Below are 14,652 nucleotides of genomic sequence, written 5' to 3'. Positions count from 1 at the left end.
TTTGCGAGCCTCACTGCCATGAATCGAAAAATTCCGGCGCCGTCGCGACGAAGCCGCTTTCGCGGTGACTGAAAAGATATTGCTTCAGAAAGGGCGGGTAGAGCTCACAGGCGCCAAGTTCCTCGAAAGGCACCCACTTCGCCTGCAGAATCATCTGCTCGTCGTCGGCATATTCAGGATCCTTGCCCGTGATCAGCTCCCCGCCGGTTACCGTGCAGCCGAACCCGAGCGAAACCGAATGATGTCGGCTCCCCTGCTGGCGCGCTCCGGGAAAGGGATAAAGCAGTTCCTTGATGAAAAGCAGGGAACCCACACTGCACTGAAGACCGGTTTCCTCCTGCATCTCCCTTTTCAGCGCTTCGTCGAGAGTCTCTCCCGGTTCGACCCCGCCTCCGGGAAGAATCCAGTACTGATCAGGCAGCGCCGGATCGCCTGGAGCGAAACTTTTATGTTCGATAAGCAGGACGCTCCCCTGCAGAACGCAAAGCGCGCTTACTCTCAGAATGACTTTCGACATGATGCGGACGGATTTTTGATAAACAGAATGCGATGCTGTTCAATAAACTAATAAAAACAAATAAAGGCACGTAAAACCGAATCTGTTGCAGCGTCCGAAGAGAATCCCTGTTTTCTCAATTACCGTTTTCAGTATCCTGCTCTCGCCACGCACTCCATTGAATCCACCACCGAAACCCGAAAACCCCGACATTCAGCGAACCGCTGCGCAGCCATTGCGTCCTCTGCATGGGCAACGCATGGGCTGCCGCAGAAAGACGGGAGATCTGCGTGTTCAATACCGGCGGGCTCGGCAGCCATCTCGTGAAGCAGTACGACGTTACCGACTTCGACGACCTTCCGCCGCACGGCGAAAAATAAATTTGCATTCCACGGCATTAACAATTATTATATAAGCATATAGTAGAAGGTATGCCCCCGAAAACCAAAAAAGAGCAGACAAAATTTGTTCTTATGGTTGTATTTTCTTAACATAAAGCTTTACAAAAACCACACTTGTTCTTTTTTTAGCACGTATATGCCCTGCTAACGAGGGCGAAAACGGTTGATTGTTCGATCGAGACAGACACCACACACAAAACCACAACGGAGAAAACGACTATGAAAAAAATGCTGTCGCTTGCAGCCATGTTCGCGGTGCTTGCTTACGCATCCCCCGCATCCGCAGAAATCAAATTCGGCGGTGACGCTTCTGTACGCCTGAGAGGCCAGTTTGAAGACTACGACAACGGCAGTGCCGAAGACAACGAAGACGATCTGAATTTCGCATATCGTGTTCGCCTGAAAGCCTCCGCAGACCTCGGCAGCGGCTACTTCTTCAAAGCCATGCTCACCAGCGACAACGCTGCCGGCGGCTGGAACACGGTATCCGACAACAACAGGGAAGACGGCGAAATCGACATTTCCAACTTCTACTTCGGCCGCATGATGGAAAACAGCCACTACATGATGGGCCGTCTGCCGCTCAACAGCATGAACAACCCGATCTTCGATCTGGCAATGTACCCGATCCCGACCTCTACCGGTTTCGGTGCAATCGGCATAGGCGATCAGCCGGTTGGGACATACAACATGGATCGTATTTTCGGTCTGAACTACGGCACCAAAATCGGTGACGGCGAACTGAACGGCACGCTTATCGTGCTTGACAACGACATCAAGGATGACTCGGTTGCCGAAGGTGACGGCCTCTTCAACGACGGCTATGCCCTCCACCTGAGCTACAAGGCCAACATCGGTGATGTGACTGTCGAACCGCAGGCAATCATCGCATTGACGGATGTTGACGGTATTGTCTATGAGAATGTATCTCCATTCGTAGTCGGAGCAAACGTCACCATTCCTGCAGGAAAGGCCAAAATCGGCCTGAGCGGCTTCTATACCGCATCTGATGACGACAACGCCACAGGATTTAGGCCAATGACAGGGGATGATCCCAACACCACCACAGTAGAAAGTGGAACCCATAAGTATCTGTCAAGAATCGGCGCTGATGTCGACTACAGCGGTTACCTGCTTCGCTTGAAAGGCCAGTATGAAGGATTCACTGCATGGGTTGACTACAATCACACCGACGATAACTCGCGTACCTCGGTGAAAACTGCCGATGTAGATTACGACAACCTGTTCGTCTGGGCTCAGTACAACTACAAGGTATACGAATCAGCCATGGGCAGCTTCAGCCTGACCCCGACCGTCCGTTACTGGGCTCTCGGATCGGAAGTCGGATCGTCTGAAACCGACTACAGCAGACTTCGTACCGAACTCATCGCTACGGTGAGCTTCTAAGCGAAAGCTTGCCTGAACACAGAAAGCCGCAGGCGACTGCGGCTTTTTTTTGCCCCCTCCGAACAGAGTATCTGTTTTTTTCTTACGCAATCGAAAAAAACAGCGATGCAGCCATGGATGTATGCGACGGAAACAGTGATCCGAAAATAATCACGTAACAATTATTGACTGTTTTACACCGATTCTTTTCCGTAACTTCAATTTATAATGTCCATTCTCTCAGCCTTGCCTAACACTCAACAAACAAACGTTTCAAGCCATGGAAAAAGGGAAACTCCAGGAGTACTGGAAAATCAACCTCGGCTACCTGATCGGGCTGCTCATCGCCTGGTTCGTGGTATCCTACGGGTTCGGCATCCTGCTGGTCGAACCGCTTAACGCAATCAAACTCGGCGGGTTCAAGCTCGGATTCTGGTTTGCGCAGCAGGGATCGATCTACATTTTCGTCGTGCTGATCTTCGTCTACGTTTCGCTGATGAACAGCCTCGACAAAAAGTTCGACGTGCACGAAGACTGACCCGTTCAAAACCGTTTTCTATTAATTTTTTTCAACAATCAAGCGTATTACCACTATGGATGTACAGATGTGGACGTATACCATCGTAGGCATCACGTTTTTGCTCTATATCGCTATCGCGATCTGGGCGAAAGCCGGCTCTACGAAGGAATTCTACGTTGCAGGAGCAGGCGTTCCTCCTCTCATGAACGGCATGGCCACCGCTGCGGACTGGATGTCGGCAGCCTCCTTCATTTCGATGGCCGGCCTTATCTCTTTTATGGGCTACGACGGCTCGGTCTACCTGATGGGCTGGACCGGCGGCTACGTGCTGCTCGCGCTGCTGCTGGCCCCCTACCTCAGAAAATTCGGCAAGTTCACCGTTCCCGATTTCGTCGGTGACCGCTACTACTCCAACGTTGCCCGTACGGTAGCCGTCATCTGCGCCATCTTCGTCTCCTTCACCTACGTGGCAGGCCAGATGCGCGGCGTCGGCGTGGTGTTCTCCCGCTTCCTCGAAGTCGATATCAACACCGGCATCATTATCGGCATGTGTATCGTCTTCTTCTACGCTGTGCTCGGCGGTATGAAAGGCATCACCTACACCCAGGTTGCCCAGTACTGCGTGCTGATCTTCGCCTACATGGTTCCCGCCATCTTTCTGTCCCTGATCATTGCAGGCACCCCCATTCCGCAGCTCGGCATGGGCGCAACCGGCGCTGACGGCGTCTATCTGCTCGACAAGCTCGACGGTCTTCATGCCGAACTCGGGTTCGCCGCATACACAAGCGGAAGCAAGCCCATGATCGACGTCTTCGCCATCACGCTCGCCCTCATGGTCGGTACCGCTGGCCTGCCTCACGTCATCGTGCGCTTCTTCACCGTGCCGAAAGTACGCGACGCCCGAATCTCCGCAGGATGGGCGCTGATCTTCATCGCACTGCTCTACACCACGGCGCCTGCCATCGCAACCTTCGCCCGCCTGAACCTCATCGACACGGTCAGCAACCAGAGCTATGCCGAAATGCCTTCCTGGTTCAAGAAGTGGGAAAAAACCGGTCTGCTTGCATGGATGGACAAGAACGACGACGGCCAGATCCAGTACCTCGGCAAAGCAAAGAACGGCGGTGATGCGTTCGAAGGAAAACCGGCATTCACAAAGGAGACTGGTGAACACGGACAGCAGCTCATGTCGAACAAGCCGACCGACAACGCCAACGAGCTCTTTATCGACAACGATATCATGGTGCTGGCCAACCCGGAAATCGGCAATCTTCCAAACTGGGTGATCGCCCTCGTTGCGGCCGGCGGTCTTGCCGCGGCGCTTTCTACCGCTGCCGGACTGCTGCTCGTCATCTCGACCTCGGTCGCGCATGACCTTATCAAAAAGCAGCTCAATCCAAACATCAGCGAAAAAAGCGAACTGCTCTACGCCCGTATCGCCGTGGCCATCGCCATCGTGATAGCAGGCTATTTCGGCATCAATCCTCCGGGATTCGTGGCACAGGTCGTGGCGTTCGCCTTCGGCCTTGCGGCGGCATCCTTCTTCCCGGTCATCATCCTCGGCATCTTCTCGAAGCGGATGAACAAGGAAGGCGCCATCAGCGGCATGCTTGCCGGCCTGATCTTCACGGCGGCCTACATCGTCTACTTCAAGTTCGTCAGCCCGGATATGAACAAACCGGAGTTCTGGTGGTTCGGCATTTCGCCTGAAGGCATCGGCACGGTCGGCATGCTTATCAACATTGCCGTCAGCATGGTTGTCTCCCGAATCACCCCGGAGCCTCCCCAGGAGATCCAGGAGCTGGTCGACAGCCTCCGCTACCCGAAAGGGGCCGGCGAAGCTGTGGATCACTGAGATCGAACGTTCTTTCACTCAAAAGGCGCGGAACCATCCGCGCCTTTTTTTTTGTTACCTTCTGCATTGTCAACCATTGAAAGTAACGTGACATTTCCGATGACCGATTGCAACAGGACGGAAACCGGCGACGCATCCGCCGGTTCGCTGCATGAAAAACTCTCGGCCCTGCCGACGTGTCCGGGCGTCTACCAGTTCAGGAACAGAGCCGGCAAGGTAATCTATGTCGGCAAGGCAAAAAACCTGAAGAACCGCGTGCGTTCCTATTTTCGCGACTCCCGGCAGCTCTTCGGAAAAACCCTGGTACTTGTCGGACACATCGCGGACCTGGAGGTTATCATCACCTCGTCGGAAGTGGAGGCGCTGATCCTCGAGAACAACCTCATCAAGGAGCTGAAGCCACGCTATAACGTAAACCTGAAGGACGACAAAACCTATCCCTATCTTGTCGTCACCAACGAACCATTCCCCAGAATCTTCATAACCAGACAACTCAAACGCGACGGCTCGACCTGGTTCGGACCCTATACAGAGGCCGGCCAGCTTCGCTCCATACTCGAACTCGCGGAATCGATCTTCCCGATCAGAAGCTGCAGGCTGAAGCTGACCGAAGAGAATATCCGCGCCGGAAAATTCAGGGTCTGCCTTGACTACCACATCCGCAAATGCAAAGGCCCCTGCGAAGGACATCAGTCCGAAGAGGAGTACGGCGAGATGATCGGAGAAATCATAAAACTGCTCAAAGGCAGAACTTCGGGACTCATCCGGTCGCTGACGGAAAAGATGCATGCGCACGCCGACGCCCTGCAGTTCGAAGCCGCTGCGGAAATCCGTATACAGCTCGACAGCCTGAAACGATACGGTGAGCGGCAGAAAGTCGTCAGCCTTGACGGCGCAGACCGCGACGTTCTGGCCGTCGCATCGGGCGAGGATGACGCCTGCGCGGTAGTGTTTACCATCCGCGAAGGCAAGCTGCTCAGCTCCCGGCGCGTCTACATGAACAACACCGCCGGAGAGAGTGAAGCGGCCCTTCTCGCGAAAGCGGCGGAAAACTGGTATCTCGGCGCCATGGACGCCATGCCGGACGAAATCCTGCTCCAGCACAGACTGTCCGAAGACGAGGAGACGACCCTGAAAGCGCTGGTCGACGAAAAAAAACAGAAGGAATCCGGAAGAAAATCCTCCGTGCGGATCGTCGTACCGCAGATTGGCGAAAAAGCCCATCTGCTCGACATGTGCGGAAGCAATGCCCGACACCACCTCGAAGAGTACCTGATACAGAAACAGAAACGAGGCGAAGCGGCACGCGAAACCCCCGGCCTCCGCGAGCTCATGAAGCTGTTCCATCTGCCGAAACTGCCGGAACGCATCGAATGTTTCGACAATTCGCACTTCCAGGGCACCGATTACGTCAGTTCCATGGTCTGTTTCGCGCAGGGCAGACCGAAAAAATCGGACTACCGGAAATTCCGGCTCATAAGTTTCGAAGGATCCGACGATTACGCGGCCATGGAGGAGGTTATAACCCGCCGTTACAGCGGTTCGCTTGCCGGCGAACTCCCGATGCCGGACCTCATTGTGGTAGACGGAGGAAAAGGCCAGGTCAATGCCGCATATGCCGTACTTTCGGCTGCCGGCATTGACATACCGGTCATCGGACTCGCAAAACGGCTCGAAGAGATATTTCTGCCGCATACCGCAGATCCCTTCAACCTGCCGAAAACCTCCCCGGCGCTCAGGCTCCTGCAGCAGCTGCGCGACGAAGCTCACCGTTTTGCCGTCACCTATCACAGGAAGCTGCGCTCGGAGCGTACCCTGCAGACGGAACTGACCACGATTCCCGGCATCGGCCCCAAAACGGCCATGAAACTGCTCGAACGTTTCGGTTCCGTCGAACGTATAGCCGCCGCAGGCATGGACGATCTCAGGGCTGCTGCCGGCAGTGCCCTTGCCGCAAAAATCCATGCGTTTTATCACCCGTAAGGCCGCGACAGGGCGAACCGTGACGCGCCGCGGGATCTTGTTGTTACGAAAATTCTGTTATATTTATTGAATGTTATGCCTGATGAACACCGAACCTCTTTCTGACTGCCAATGAATCTGCCCGATTTTTTCGACGATAACCGTCACGACGCATCCGGGTTGTCACGCAAAGAGCCGCCCGATCTTGACGATATCGAAAACAGATACGACGCCGAAGAACTTATCGAGCTGATAATGCAGCTCAACGACGACGGTTTTATAACCGAAGCGCTTGCCGTTGCCCGTCGCGTTGAAACCATCGCTCCCTATAATGCCGAAACGTGGTTCCACCTCGGCAACTGCCTGACCCTCAACGGAGAGTTCGACGCTGCGCTCGACGCTTTCGAAGAAGCGGTACTGCTCAGCCCCGCGGACGGCGAAATGCAATTGAATCTTGCCCTTGCGCGCTTCAATACCGGTCGCTTCGACGAAGCGCTGGAACTGTTCGACGACCTGTTCGTGGACTCGTCCATCGAACGCGAGTTCCACTACTACCGCGGCATTATCCTGCAGCGCAAGGAACTCTACCCCGATGCGGAATCGGATTTCGAAAAATGCCTCGAAATCGACCCTGCGTTTTCTGACGCATGGTACGAGCTCGCCTATTGCCGGGATGTGCAGGGAAAGCTCGACGAAAGCGTGCTCTGCTACGACAGAACGCTCGACATGGATCCCTACAACATAAATGCGTGGTACAATCGGGGACTTGTGCTCAGCAAGCTGAAACGGTACGACGAGGCCCTCGACTCATACGACATGGCTCTTGCCATCGACGACGATTTCAGTTCGGCCTGGTACAATCGCGCCAACGTGCTCGCAATCACCGGCAGAATCGAGGAAGCCGCCGAAAGCTATCTGAAAACGCTCGAATACGAGCCTGACGACCTCAACGCGCTCTACAACATCGGCATTGCCTACGAGGAACTCGAAGAGTACGAAGAAGCGACGGGGTTCTATCTGCGCTGCATAGGAATAAACCGCGATTTTTCCGACGCATGGTTCGCGCTCTCATGCTGTTACGACGCGCTCGAACAGTACGAAAACGCCGCAGCAGCCATAGACGAGGCGCTGAGAACCCTTCCCGACAGCGTTGAATTTCTCCTGCTGAAAGCGGAGATAGCCTACAATCTCAACCTGCTTGACCAATCGCTGGATACCTACAGGGAAATCATCCTTCTCGAGCCCGACAATCCGCAGATATGGCTCGACTACGCCATGGTGCTGCGCGAAAACGGTTTGTTCGGGGAATCAATCGAAGCGCTGCACCAGTCGCTGAAACTGCAGCCGCTATCGGCCGACGCCCATTTTGAAATCGCGGCGGCTTATTTTGCGATGGGCGACAAGCTCAGCACGCTCAAGGCCCTCAGCAAGGCCTTCAAGATCGACCCCGATAAAAAACAGCTGTTCCAGAGCACCTTTCCGGAGCTCTACCAGCAGGATGCGGTCAGAAAAATGCTCGGAATATCCTGAACCCTCATTCCCGGAACGACTGCCGCATGAACGCATCGAGGCACATTCTCGGCCTTATCGGAAAAAACGTGGGTTATTCGTGGTCGCCGTTCATTCACAATACCGCATGCTCGATTCTCGGACTTCCTTACGTCTATACCATTTTCAACATCGGGAGCCCCGAACTGCTCGCCGACGCGTTGCGCGGCGCAAGGGCTCTCGGCATATCGGGGTTTAACGTCACCATCCCCTATAAAAAAGATGTGGTGCCCCTGCTCGACGAGCTCTCCGCCGAAGCCTCCTGCATACAGGCCGTCAATACCATCGTGAACCGTGACGGCAGACTTGCAGGCTACAACACCGACATCGAAGGGTTCGCAACTCCTCTGCTGCCCTATCGGGATCGCCTTGCGGGAAAACCCGTTGCCGTTTTCGGTTCCGGAGGCGCTTCGCTTGCCGCCATAGAGGCGTTCAGGCTCTATTTCCGGCCATCGGCCATCTATCTCTTCGTCAGGGATATCTGCAAGGGTCTGTTCATGCTCGAACACTACCCCTATAAAGAGCGGATCGCCGTCTCTCTTCTCGACGATCTCCTGCAAGGGAAAAACAATACGCATGAATACTTCAGGAACTGCGAAGTGGTGGTCAATGCGACCCCTCTGGGAACGAAGGGGAGATCCGGCGAAGGCATGCAAAGCATCCTTCCTGCCGGAAGCAACCTGCTTCACAGCGGCCAGATCGTCTACGACATGGTCTACAATCCGATACGCACCCCGCTGCTTCTGGCGGCCGAACAGGCCGGAGCGGTCACGGTTTCGGGAATCGAAATGCTTATCGGTCAGGCGGCCGGATCGTTTTCGCTCTGGACCGGCAGCGATATGCCTGTCGGCCGGGTGCGCGCCGAACTGCTCCGTCACATCGAAACCTCTCCGTAACCCTGCCGGTGCTCCACGAACCCGACGATTCGACTCTATCATCTCTTTCAACACTGCATAACCCTGCCTCTCCATGAAATGGTTTTTCACTCTTGCTTCGGCAGTCGTCCTTCTTGATCAGATCACAAAAAAACTTGCCGTCATGTTCCTCAGGGAACGCGGCTCGATCACCCTCATCCCCGACTGGCTGAAACTCACCTATGCCGAAAACCGGGGCATCGCTTTCGGCCTGGAATTCGCGCCGCAACTGGTCATGATTCTTATCGTCGGCGCCATATCGCTCCTCGTGGTGCTCTATGTGCTGCGATCGGCCAACCGCTCCACGCTCTTTCTGCTCCCCTTCTCCCTTATTTTCGCCGGCGGCATCGGCAACCTCATCGACCGCATCACGGTTGGATGGGTCATCGACTTCATCCATCTCGATCTCTATCAGGGGTTCGTCATGGGTTCATGGGTTTCGCTCTGGCCGATTTTCAACGTCGCAGACTCGGCCATCAGCATAGGCGCCTGCATGCTCGTGTTCATGCACAACCGGATCTTTCCGGAACCCGAACCTTCTGCCGACAGCAATGTACGTTGATGTCCACTGCCACCTGTCGTTCCCGGATTATGACGACGACCGGGAGGAGATCGTCCGCGAAATGACCGATGCGGGCGTCAGGCTGCTTGTCGATCCGGGTATCGATGTCGAAACCAGCCGAAAGTCCGTCGAACTGGCCGCCGCATACCCGATGATCTACGCCAACGTCGGCCTGCACCCGCATGAAACATCCGCAGAACTTTCGACGAACACCTACGACGATCTCGCACGGCTCGCCACGGCGCCGAAAGTTGTGGCCATCGGCGAAATCGGCCTCGATTACCACTATCCGGACTGCAATCCACAAAGGCAGCAGCAAGCCTTCCGAATCATGCTGAGAATGGCCCGCACCCTCGACCTGCCCGTGGTGATCCACTGCCGCGACGCGTGGGACGACCTCTTTACGGTGCTCCGGGAAGAAAACCATTCGGCACTGCGGGGTATAATGCACTGCTTTTCCGGCGATGCCGATACTGCACGGCGCTGCACGGCGCTCGGTTTCATGCTCTCGATTCCGGGCACCGTCACCTACAAGCGTTCCCTGCTGCCCGAAATAATCAGAAGCATCCCCATCGAGCACCTTCTCACAGAAACCGACTCGCCATACCTCAGTCCGGTGCCGTACCGCGGCAAACGCAACCGTCCGGCTCACGTTCGTCTGGTAACGGAAGCCATCGCATCGATTAAAAACATGACCATCGGGGAGACTGCGCACGCGATCGCCGAAAATGCCGCAGAAATATTCGGCAATTGCCGACTGACAGACGCATGAGTGGCGTACCCGGTATTTTGAAATTCCTGTAAACTTCTTTAGGTTGAAAGCCATGGTCTCTGTATTTTCCCCTGCAGTTGACCACAGTCGCCTCACTATTCATCATCAAACCATACCGGACCGAGAAAAAACCGGAACACAACAGAATCTCCTGACGCATGACACAGATACAGACCGAACCTTCAAACAGGGAAACGGCAAAAACCAGGGCAGCCGAGAATCTTCTTTATATCGCCATCAAGTACAGGAACACACTGATCGGTGTCGTTATCCTTCTTGTCGCCATCGGCGGAGGAACGGCTTTCTGGCTGAACCACCAGAAAAACGCCGAAACGGAAGCGTCGATGCACCTCTCGAAAATAGCGCCCCTGCTCGACAGAAACGATTTCCGCAAGGCCATCGACGGATCGGCAGGCAACCGGGGTCTTAAAAGCATTTCGGCAGACTACGGAAGTACCCCGAGCGGCAGGATGGCCTCGCTGCTGCTGGCAAATGCATATTACTCCATCGGCCGGTACGATTCGGCGCTTGCCGTCTATAAAAAGACGTCTCTGAAGGACAGGGATCTCGCAGCCGCTGTTCTGGCAGGAACGGGAGCCTGCCAGGCAGAACAGAAAAAGTACGGCGAAGCGGCGGCATCGTACGAGGCGGCATCGGAAAAAGCCGAAAACAAGACCCTCAAGGCGCACTATCAGGCAAACGCCGCAGACAATCACCTTGATGCCGGAAACCCGGAAAAAGCATCGGAACTCTATAAAAAAACGGTTGCCGACTATCCGGGATCTACCGGAGCCGCTCTGGCCCAGAGATCGCTCTGGCAGATGTCCGGAAACAGGTAGTCGCAACCGAACGCAACAATAAATCATCTACGCCATGCCGGAATCATTCATCATCGAAACCTCGCTGGGCAATATCACCGTCAGCCTCTATGACGACACGCCTCAGCACCGCGACAATTTCAAAAAACTCGTCGACGAGAACTACTACGACGGCATCCGCTTTCACCGCATCATCCGGGACTTCATGATCCAGACCGGCGATCCGCTCTCGCGCCACGACGACAAACGCATGCTCCACGGAACCGGCGGCCCCTCGTACCGCGTTCCGGCCGAGATCCGCCATCCGAACAAAAAAGGCACCCTTGCCGCAGCCCGCGACAACAATCCCCAGAAAGCCTCTTCGGGAAGCCAGTTCTACATCAACCATGTCGATAACCCCTATCTCGACGGAGAGTATACGGTATTCGGCATCGTGGAATCCGGTATGGATGTGGTCGATGCCATCGCGGCGGTCGAAACCGACTTCAACGACAATCCGCTGAACCCGGTGACAATCAGAACAATCGCGCCTTCACCGCAGCAATAAGCCAGAAAGGCCAATGGAATCCATCGCGGGAAATCTTGCAGCTATCAGGCAGCGCATCGACGCTGCCTGCGTGAAAGCCGGAAGAGATCCGGCAGCGGTCCGTCTTGTCGCGGTATCGAAAACCAAGCCCGCTACCATGATAAGGGAGGCTTTCGAGGCCGGACAGCTGGATTTCGGAGAGAGCTACGTCCAGGAATTCCTTGAAAAGGAAAACGACCCCCGGCTGACGAACCTTCCGCTCCGCTGGCACTTCATCGGGCACCTGCAATCGAACAAGGTGCGCCAGATTATCGGCAAGGTTGCGCTTATCCACGGCATCGACAGGCTCTCTACCGCCGAAGAGCTCTCCAGGCGCGCGGTTCAGCACGACATCTGCGTCGATTACCTGCTCGAAGTGAACACATCGGGCGAAGCCACCAAATACGGCATCAGACCAGAAGATCTTGCCAAAAACGCACAATCGTTCTTCAGTCTGCCGAACATTGTCCTTCGCGGTCTCATGACCATCGCATCTCCGGATCCCTCGCTTGCACGACAGGAGTTCAGAGTGCTCAAAAACCTCCTCGATACGCTCAGGGCGACAGCAAACGACCCGTCGCAACTTACCGAGCTCTCCATGGGCATGAGCCAGGATTTCGAGGAAGCCGTAGCGGAAGGGGCAACGCTTATCCGCGTGGGAACCGCAATTTTCGGCTGGCGGTAACCGCCGCGCCGATACCGTAAGCCTGCGGCAGCGAACCATGACGACACCACGAAGCACTTCGCGATTCGATGCTGCAAGCCGGCTTCGGAACTATTCCTACGCCATTCTCAATATCTCCGAGCTTGCCCGTCGCTGCGAAGCATCGGGCAGACCGGTAACGCACCTGAACATCGGCGATCCCGCCCTTTACGGCTTCCATCCGCCCGAAGAGCTGACAAGGGCCTGCATAGCGGCATTCGAAAAAAACGCGCACTGCTATACGGCCTCATGCGGCATACTCCCTGCCCGCGAAGCGATAGCGCGGGAAACGGCCTCGCGCGGCATGAAAACCGCGCCGGACGACGTCATCGTCACCGCCGGGGCGACAGAAGCCGCCGATCTCCTCTGCACCGCGATGCTGAACCCCGGGGACGAAGTGCTCTGCCCCTCGCCGGGCTATCCTCTCTACGCCGCGCTCATCGGCCGGCAGGAGGCGACCTGCGTTTCCTACAGGCTCGACCCCGCCAACCGCTGGCTTCCCGACCCGCAGGAGATAGAGCGCCTGATAACCCGGAGAACCCGGCTGCTCGTCGTCATCAATCCGAACAACCCCACCGGCTCGCTCTATCCGCCCGAGCTGCTCGCCGCCATTGCCGATATCGCCGAACGTCACAATATAGTCTGTCTTGCCGACGAGGTATACCGCAAGCTCGTCTACAGCCAGACGCACCACCCTCTCGCATCCTTTGCCGGAAACGATCTTTGCGTCGTCACGCTCGAAAGCCTCTCGAAAAACTACATGGCTGCAGGATGGAGAACCGGATGGATGACCATAACAAACAGCCGCCTTGTTCCGGATATCCGCGCCGCTCTGCAGAAACTCGCCGATGCCCGGGTCTGCGCGCCTGCAGCCCCGCAATACGCCATTCCTGCCGCGCTCTCGCTCGGAAATGATTATCTTGCGCCGGTAATGGAAAAACTCAGGGAACGGCGCGATCTTACCGTACGCATGGTCAACGCCATCGAAGGGCTCTCCTGCAGCACTCCGGAAGCCGCATTTTACGTGATGGCTAAAGCCGACCCCGCCGTGCATCGTTTTGCTTCCGACGAAGAATTTATTGTTGAACTGCTCAGGAAAAAGCAGATATTGTGTGTTCACGGTTCGGGATTCGGTACCGACCCCTCTGAAGGTTATTTCAGGATCGTCTACCTGCCCGACACCGCGACCCTCGAACGGGTCTATGCCGACCTTTCCGATTTTTTGCAGCACTGCCGGTAAGTGTTCCGGCGTTTTTTTCTTCAACACCATAAAACAACTACCCGATCATGATCGCACAGCAGGAAAAAATTCAGGAAGCCGTATCGTTTATCCGAAAAAAAATCCAGGGAGAATATCCGGTAGGCATCGTTCTGGGCACCGGTCTCGGCGCGCTTGCAAAAGAGATCGACGTAGAACTTGCGCTCGACTACGGAGACATTCCGAACTTCCCCATCTCGACGGTTGAAACCCATCAGGGCAAACTCATCTTCGGAACTCTCGCCGGAAAAAAAGTGGTCGCCATGCAGGGACGGTTCCATTTCTACGAAGGCTACTCGATGCAGCAGATCGTCTTTCCTGTCAGGGTCATGAAACACCTCGGCGTGAAAACCCTCGGCATCACGAACGCATGCGGCGGCCTCAACCCCGGATTCGGCAAAGGCGACATCATGCTGATCGACGACCATATCAACATGCTCGGCGGCAACCCGCTTATCGGCCCCAACGATCCGGAAGTCGGCTCCAGATTCCCCGACATGTGCGAACCATACTCGAAACGCATTCTCTCAATAGCCGAACAGGCGGCGCTCGACCTGAAAATCAAGGTACAGCGCGGCGTTTACGTGGCGCTTTCGGGACCCTGCCTCGAAACCCGCGCGGAGTACCGCATGCTCCGCATTCTCGGCGCGGACGTTGTCGGCATGTCAACCGTTCCTGAAGTCATCGCCGCCGTCCATCAGGGCACCGAAGTGTTCGGCATGTCCATCATCACAGACGAGTGCTTCCCCGACAGCCTGCAGGCAGTCAGCATCGAAGAGATCATCGAGGTATCGAACCAGGCCGAACCTAAAATGACCGCCATCTTCAAAGCCGTCGTCGCAAACCTCTGAGCCGTCAGACCCGTCGCAAACGCTTCCGGAATACCTGATTA

General features: G+C 55.6%; 15 protein-coding genes. 14 read left to right on the top strand and 1 reads right to left on the bottom strand.

What is annotated here, in order from left to right; all coding sequences use genetic code 11:
• Nucleotides 1-10: 10 nt before the first annotated feature.
• On the bottom strand, nucleotides 11-517 hold the full coding sequence (locus tag K4305_RS08310) for an NUDIX domain-containing protein (RefSeq protein WP_331561951.1): 507 nt from the start codon (nucleotides 515-517) through the stop codon (nucleotides 11-13).
• Nucleotides 518-744: 227 nt separating this feature from the next.
• On the opposite strand from K4305_RS08310, the gene K4305_RS08305 reads away from it, so the two are divergent.
• The 14 genes from K4305_RS08305 (at nucleotide 745) to K4305_RS08240 (ending at nucleotide 14,611) form a co-directional block, all read left to right on the top strand.
• Nucleotides 745-876 carry a hypothetical protein gene (locus K4305_RS08305; RefSeq protein WP_331561950.1) on the top strand — a complete coding sequence of 44 codons (132 nt, stop codon included), beginning with the start codon at nucleotides 745-747 and terminating at the stop codon, nucleotides 874-876.
• 240 nt (nucleotides 877-1,116) lie between these two features.
• On the top strand, nucleotides 1,117-2,304 hold the full coding sequence (locus K4305_RS08300; RefSeq protein ID WP_331561949.1) for a hypothetical protein: 1,188 nt from the start codon (nucleotides 1,117-1,119) through the stop codon (nucleotides 2,302-2,304).
• Between the two features lie 259 nt (nucleotides 2,305-2,563).
• The gene (locus K4305_RS08295) at nucleotides 2,564-2,821 is read left to right on the top strand and encodes a DUF4212 domain-containing protein (RefSeq protein WP_331561948.1); all 258 of its coding nucleotides are present in this window, start codon (nucleotides 2,564-2,566) and stop codon (nucleotides 2,819-2,821) included.
• Between the two features lie 55 nt (nucleotides 2,822-2,876).
• Nucleotides 2,877-4,658, top strand: coding sequence for a sodium:solute symporter family protein (locus K4305_RS08290; protein ID WP_331561947.1), 1,782 nt, complete (start codon nucleotides 2,877-2,879; stop codon nucleotides 4,656-4,658).
• Between the two features lie 99 nt (nucleotides 4,659-4,757).
• On the top strand, nucleotides 4,758-6,641 hold the full coding sequence (gene uvrC / locus K4305_RS08285) for an excinuclease ABC subunit UvrC (RefSeq protein WP_331562213.1): 1,884 nt from the start codon (nucleotides 4,758-4,760) through the stop codon (nucleotides 6,639-6,641).
• 111 nt (nucleotides 6,642-6,752) lie between these two features.
• Nucleotides 6,753-8,150 (top strand): tetratricopeptide repeat protein, encoded by a 1,398-nt coding sequence (locus K4305_RS08280; RefSeq protein ID WP_331561946.1) that lies wholly within the window; start codon nucleotides 6,753-6,755, stop codon nucleotides 8,148-8,150.
• 26 nt (nucleotides 8,151-8,176) lie between these two features.
• A complete protein-coding gene (locus K4305_RS08275; RefSeq protein ID WP_331561945.1) occupies nucleotides 8,177-9,064 on the top strand; it encodes a shikimate dehydrogenase family protein in 888 nt (295 codons plus the stop codon).
• 73 nt (nucleotides 9,065-9,137) lie between these two features.
• Complete coding sequence (gene lspA / locus K4305_RS08270) at nucleotides 9,138-9,644, top strand: signal peptidase II (protein WP_331561944.1); 507 nt, start codon at nucleotides 9,138-9,140, stop codon at nucleotides 9,642-9,644.
• Complete coding sequence (locus K4305_RS08265; protein ID WP_331561943.1) at nucleotides 9,634-10,416, top strand: TatD family hydrolase; 783 nt, start codon at nucleotides 9,634-9,636, stop codon at nucleotides 10,414-10,416. The genes lspA and K4305_RS08265 overlap by 11 nt, the downstream gene beginning before the upstream one ends.
• Before the next feature lie 158 nt (nucleotides 10,417-10,574).
• Complete coding sequence (locus K4305_RS08260; protein ID WP_331561942.1) at nucleotides 10,575-11,255, top strand: tetratricopeptide repeat protein; 681 nt, start codon at nucleotides 10,575-10,577, stop codon at nucleotides 11,253-11,255.
• Between the two features lie 34 nt (nucleotides 11,256-11,289).
• The gene (locus tag K4305_RS08255) at nucleotides 11,290-11,781 is read left to right on the top strand and encodes a peptidylprolyl isomerase (RefSeq protein WP_331561941.1); all 492 of its coding nucleotides are present in this window, start codon (nucleotides 11,290-11,292) and stop codon (nucleotides 11,779-11,781) included.
• A gap of 13 nt (nucleotides 11,782-11,794) precedes the next feature.
• Nucleotides 11,795-12,484 (top strand): YggS family pyridoxal phosphate-dependent enzyme, encoded by a 690-nt coding sequence (locus K4305_RS08250; RefSeq protein WP_331561940.1) that lies wholly within the window; start codon nucleotides 11,795-11,797, stop codon nucleotides 12,482-12,484.
• A 37-nt stretch (nucleotides 12,485-12,521) separates the two neighbouring features.
• A complete protein-coding gene (locus K4305_RS08245) occupies nucleotides 12,522-13,742 on the top strand; it encodes a pyridoxal phosphate-dependent aminotransferase (protein WP_331561939.1) in 1,221 nt (406 codons plus the stop codon).
• A 47-nt stretch (nucleotides 13,743-13,789) separates the two neighbouring features.
• On the top strand, nucleotides 13,790-14,611 hold the full coding sequence (locus K4305_RS08240) for a purine-nucleoside phosphorylase (RefSeq protein WP_331561938.1): 822 nt from the start codon (nucleotides 13,790-13,792) through the stop codon (nucleotides 14,609-14,611).
• Nucleotides 14,612-14,652: the final 41 nt, after the last annotated feature.

The sequence above is a fragment of the Chlorobium sp. genome (genome assembly GCF_036528655.1).
Taxonomy (GTDB): Bacteria; Bacteroidota; Chlorobiia; order Chlorobiales; family Chlorobiaceae; genus Chlorobium.
The sequence above is the reverse complement of the archived record's forward strand: the minus strand, read 5'-3'. Positions and strand labels throughout refer to the sequence as shown.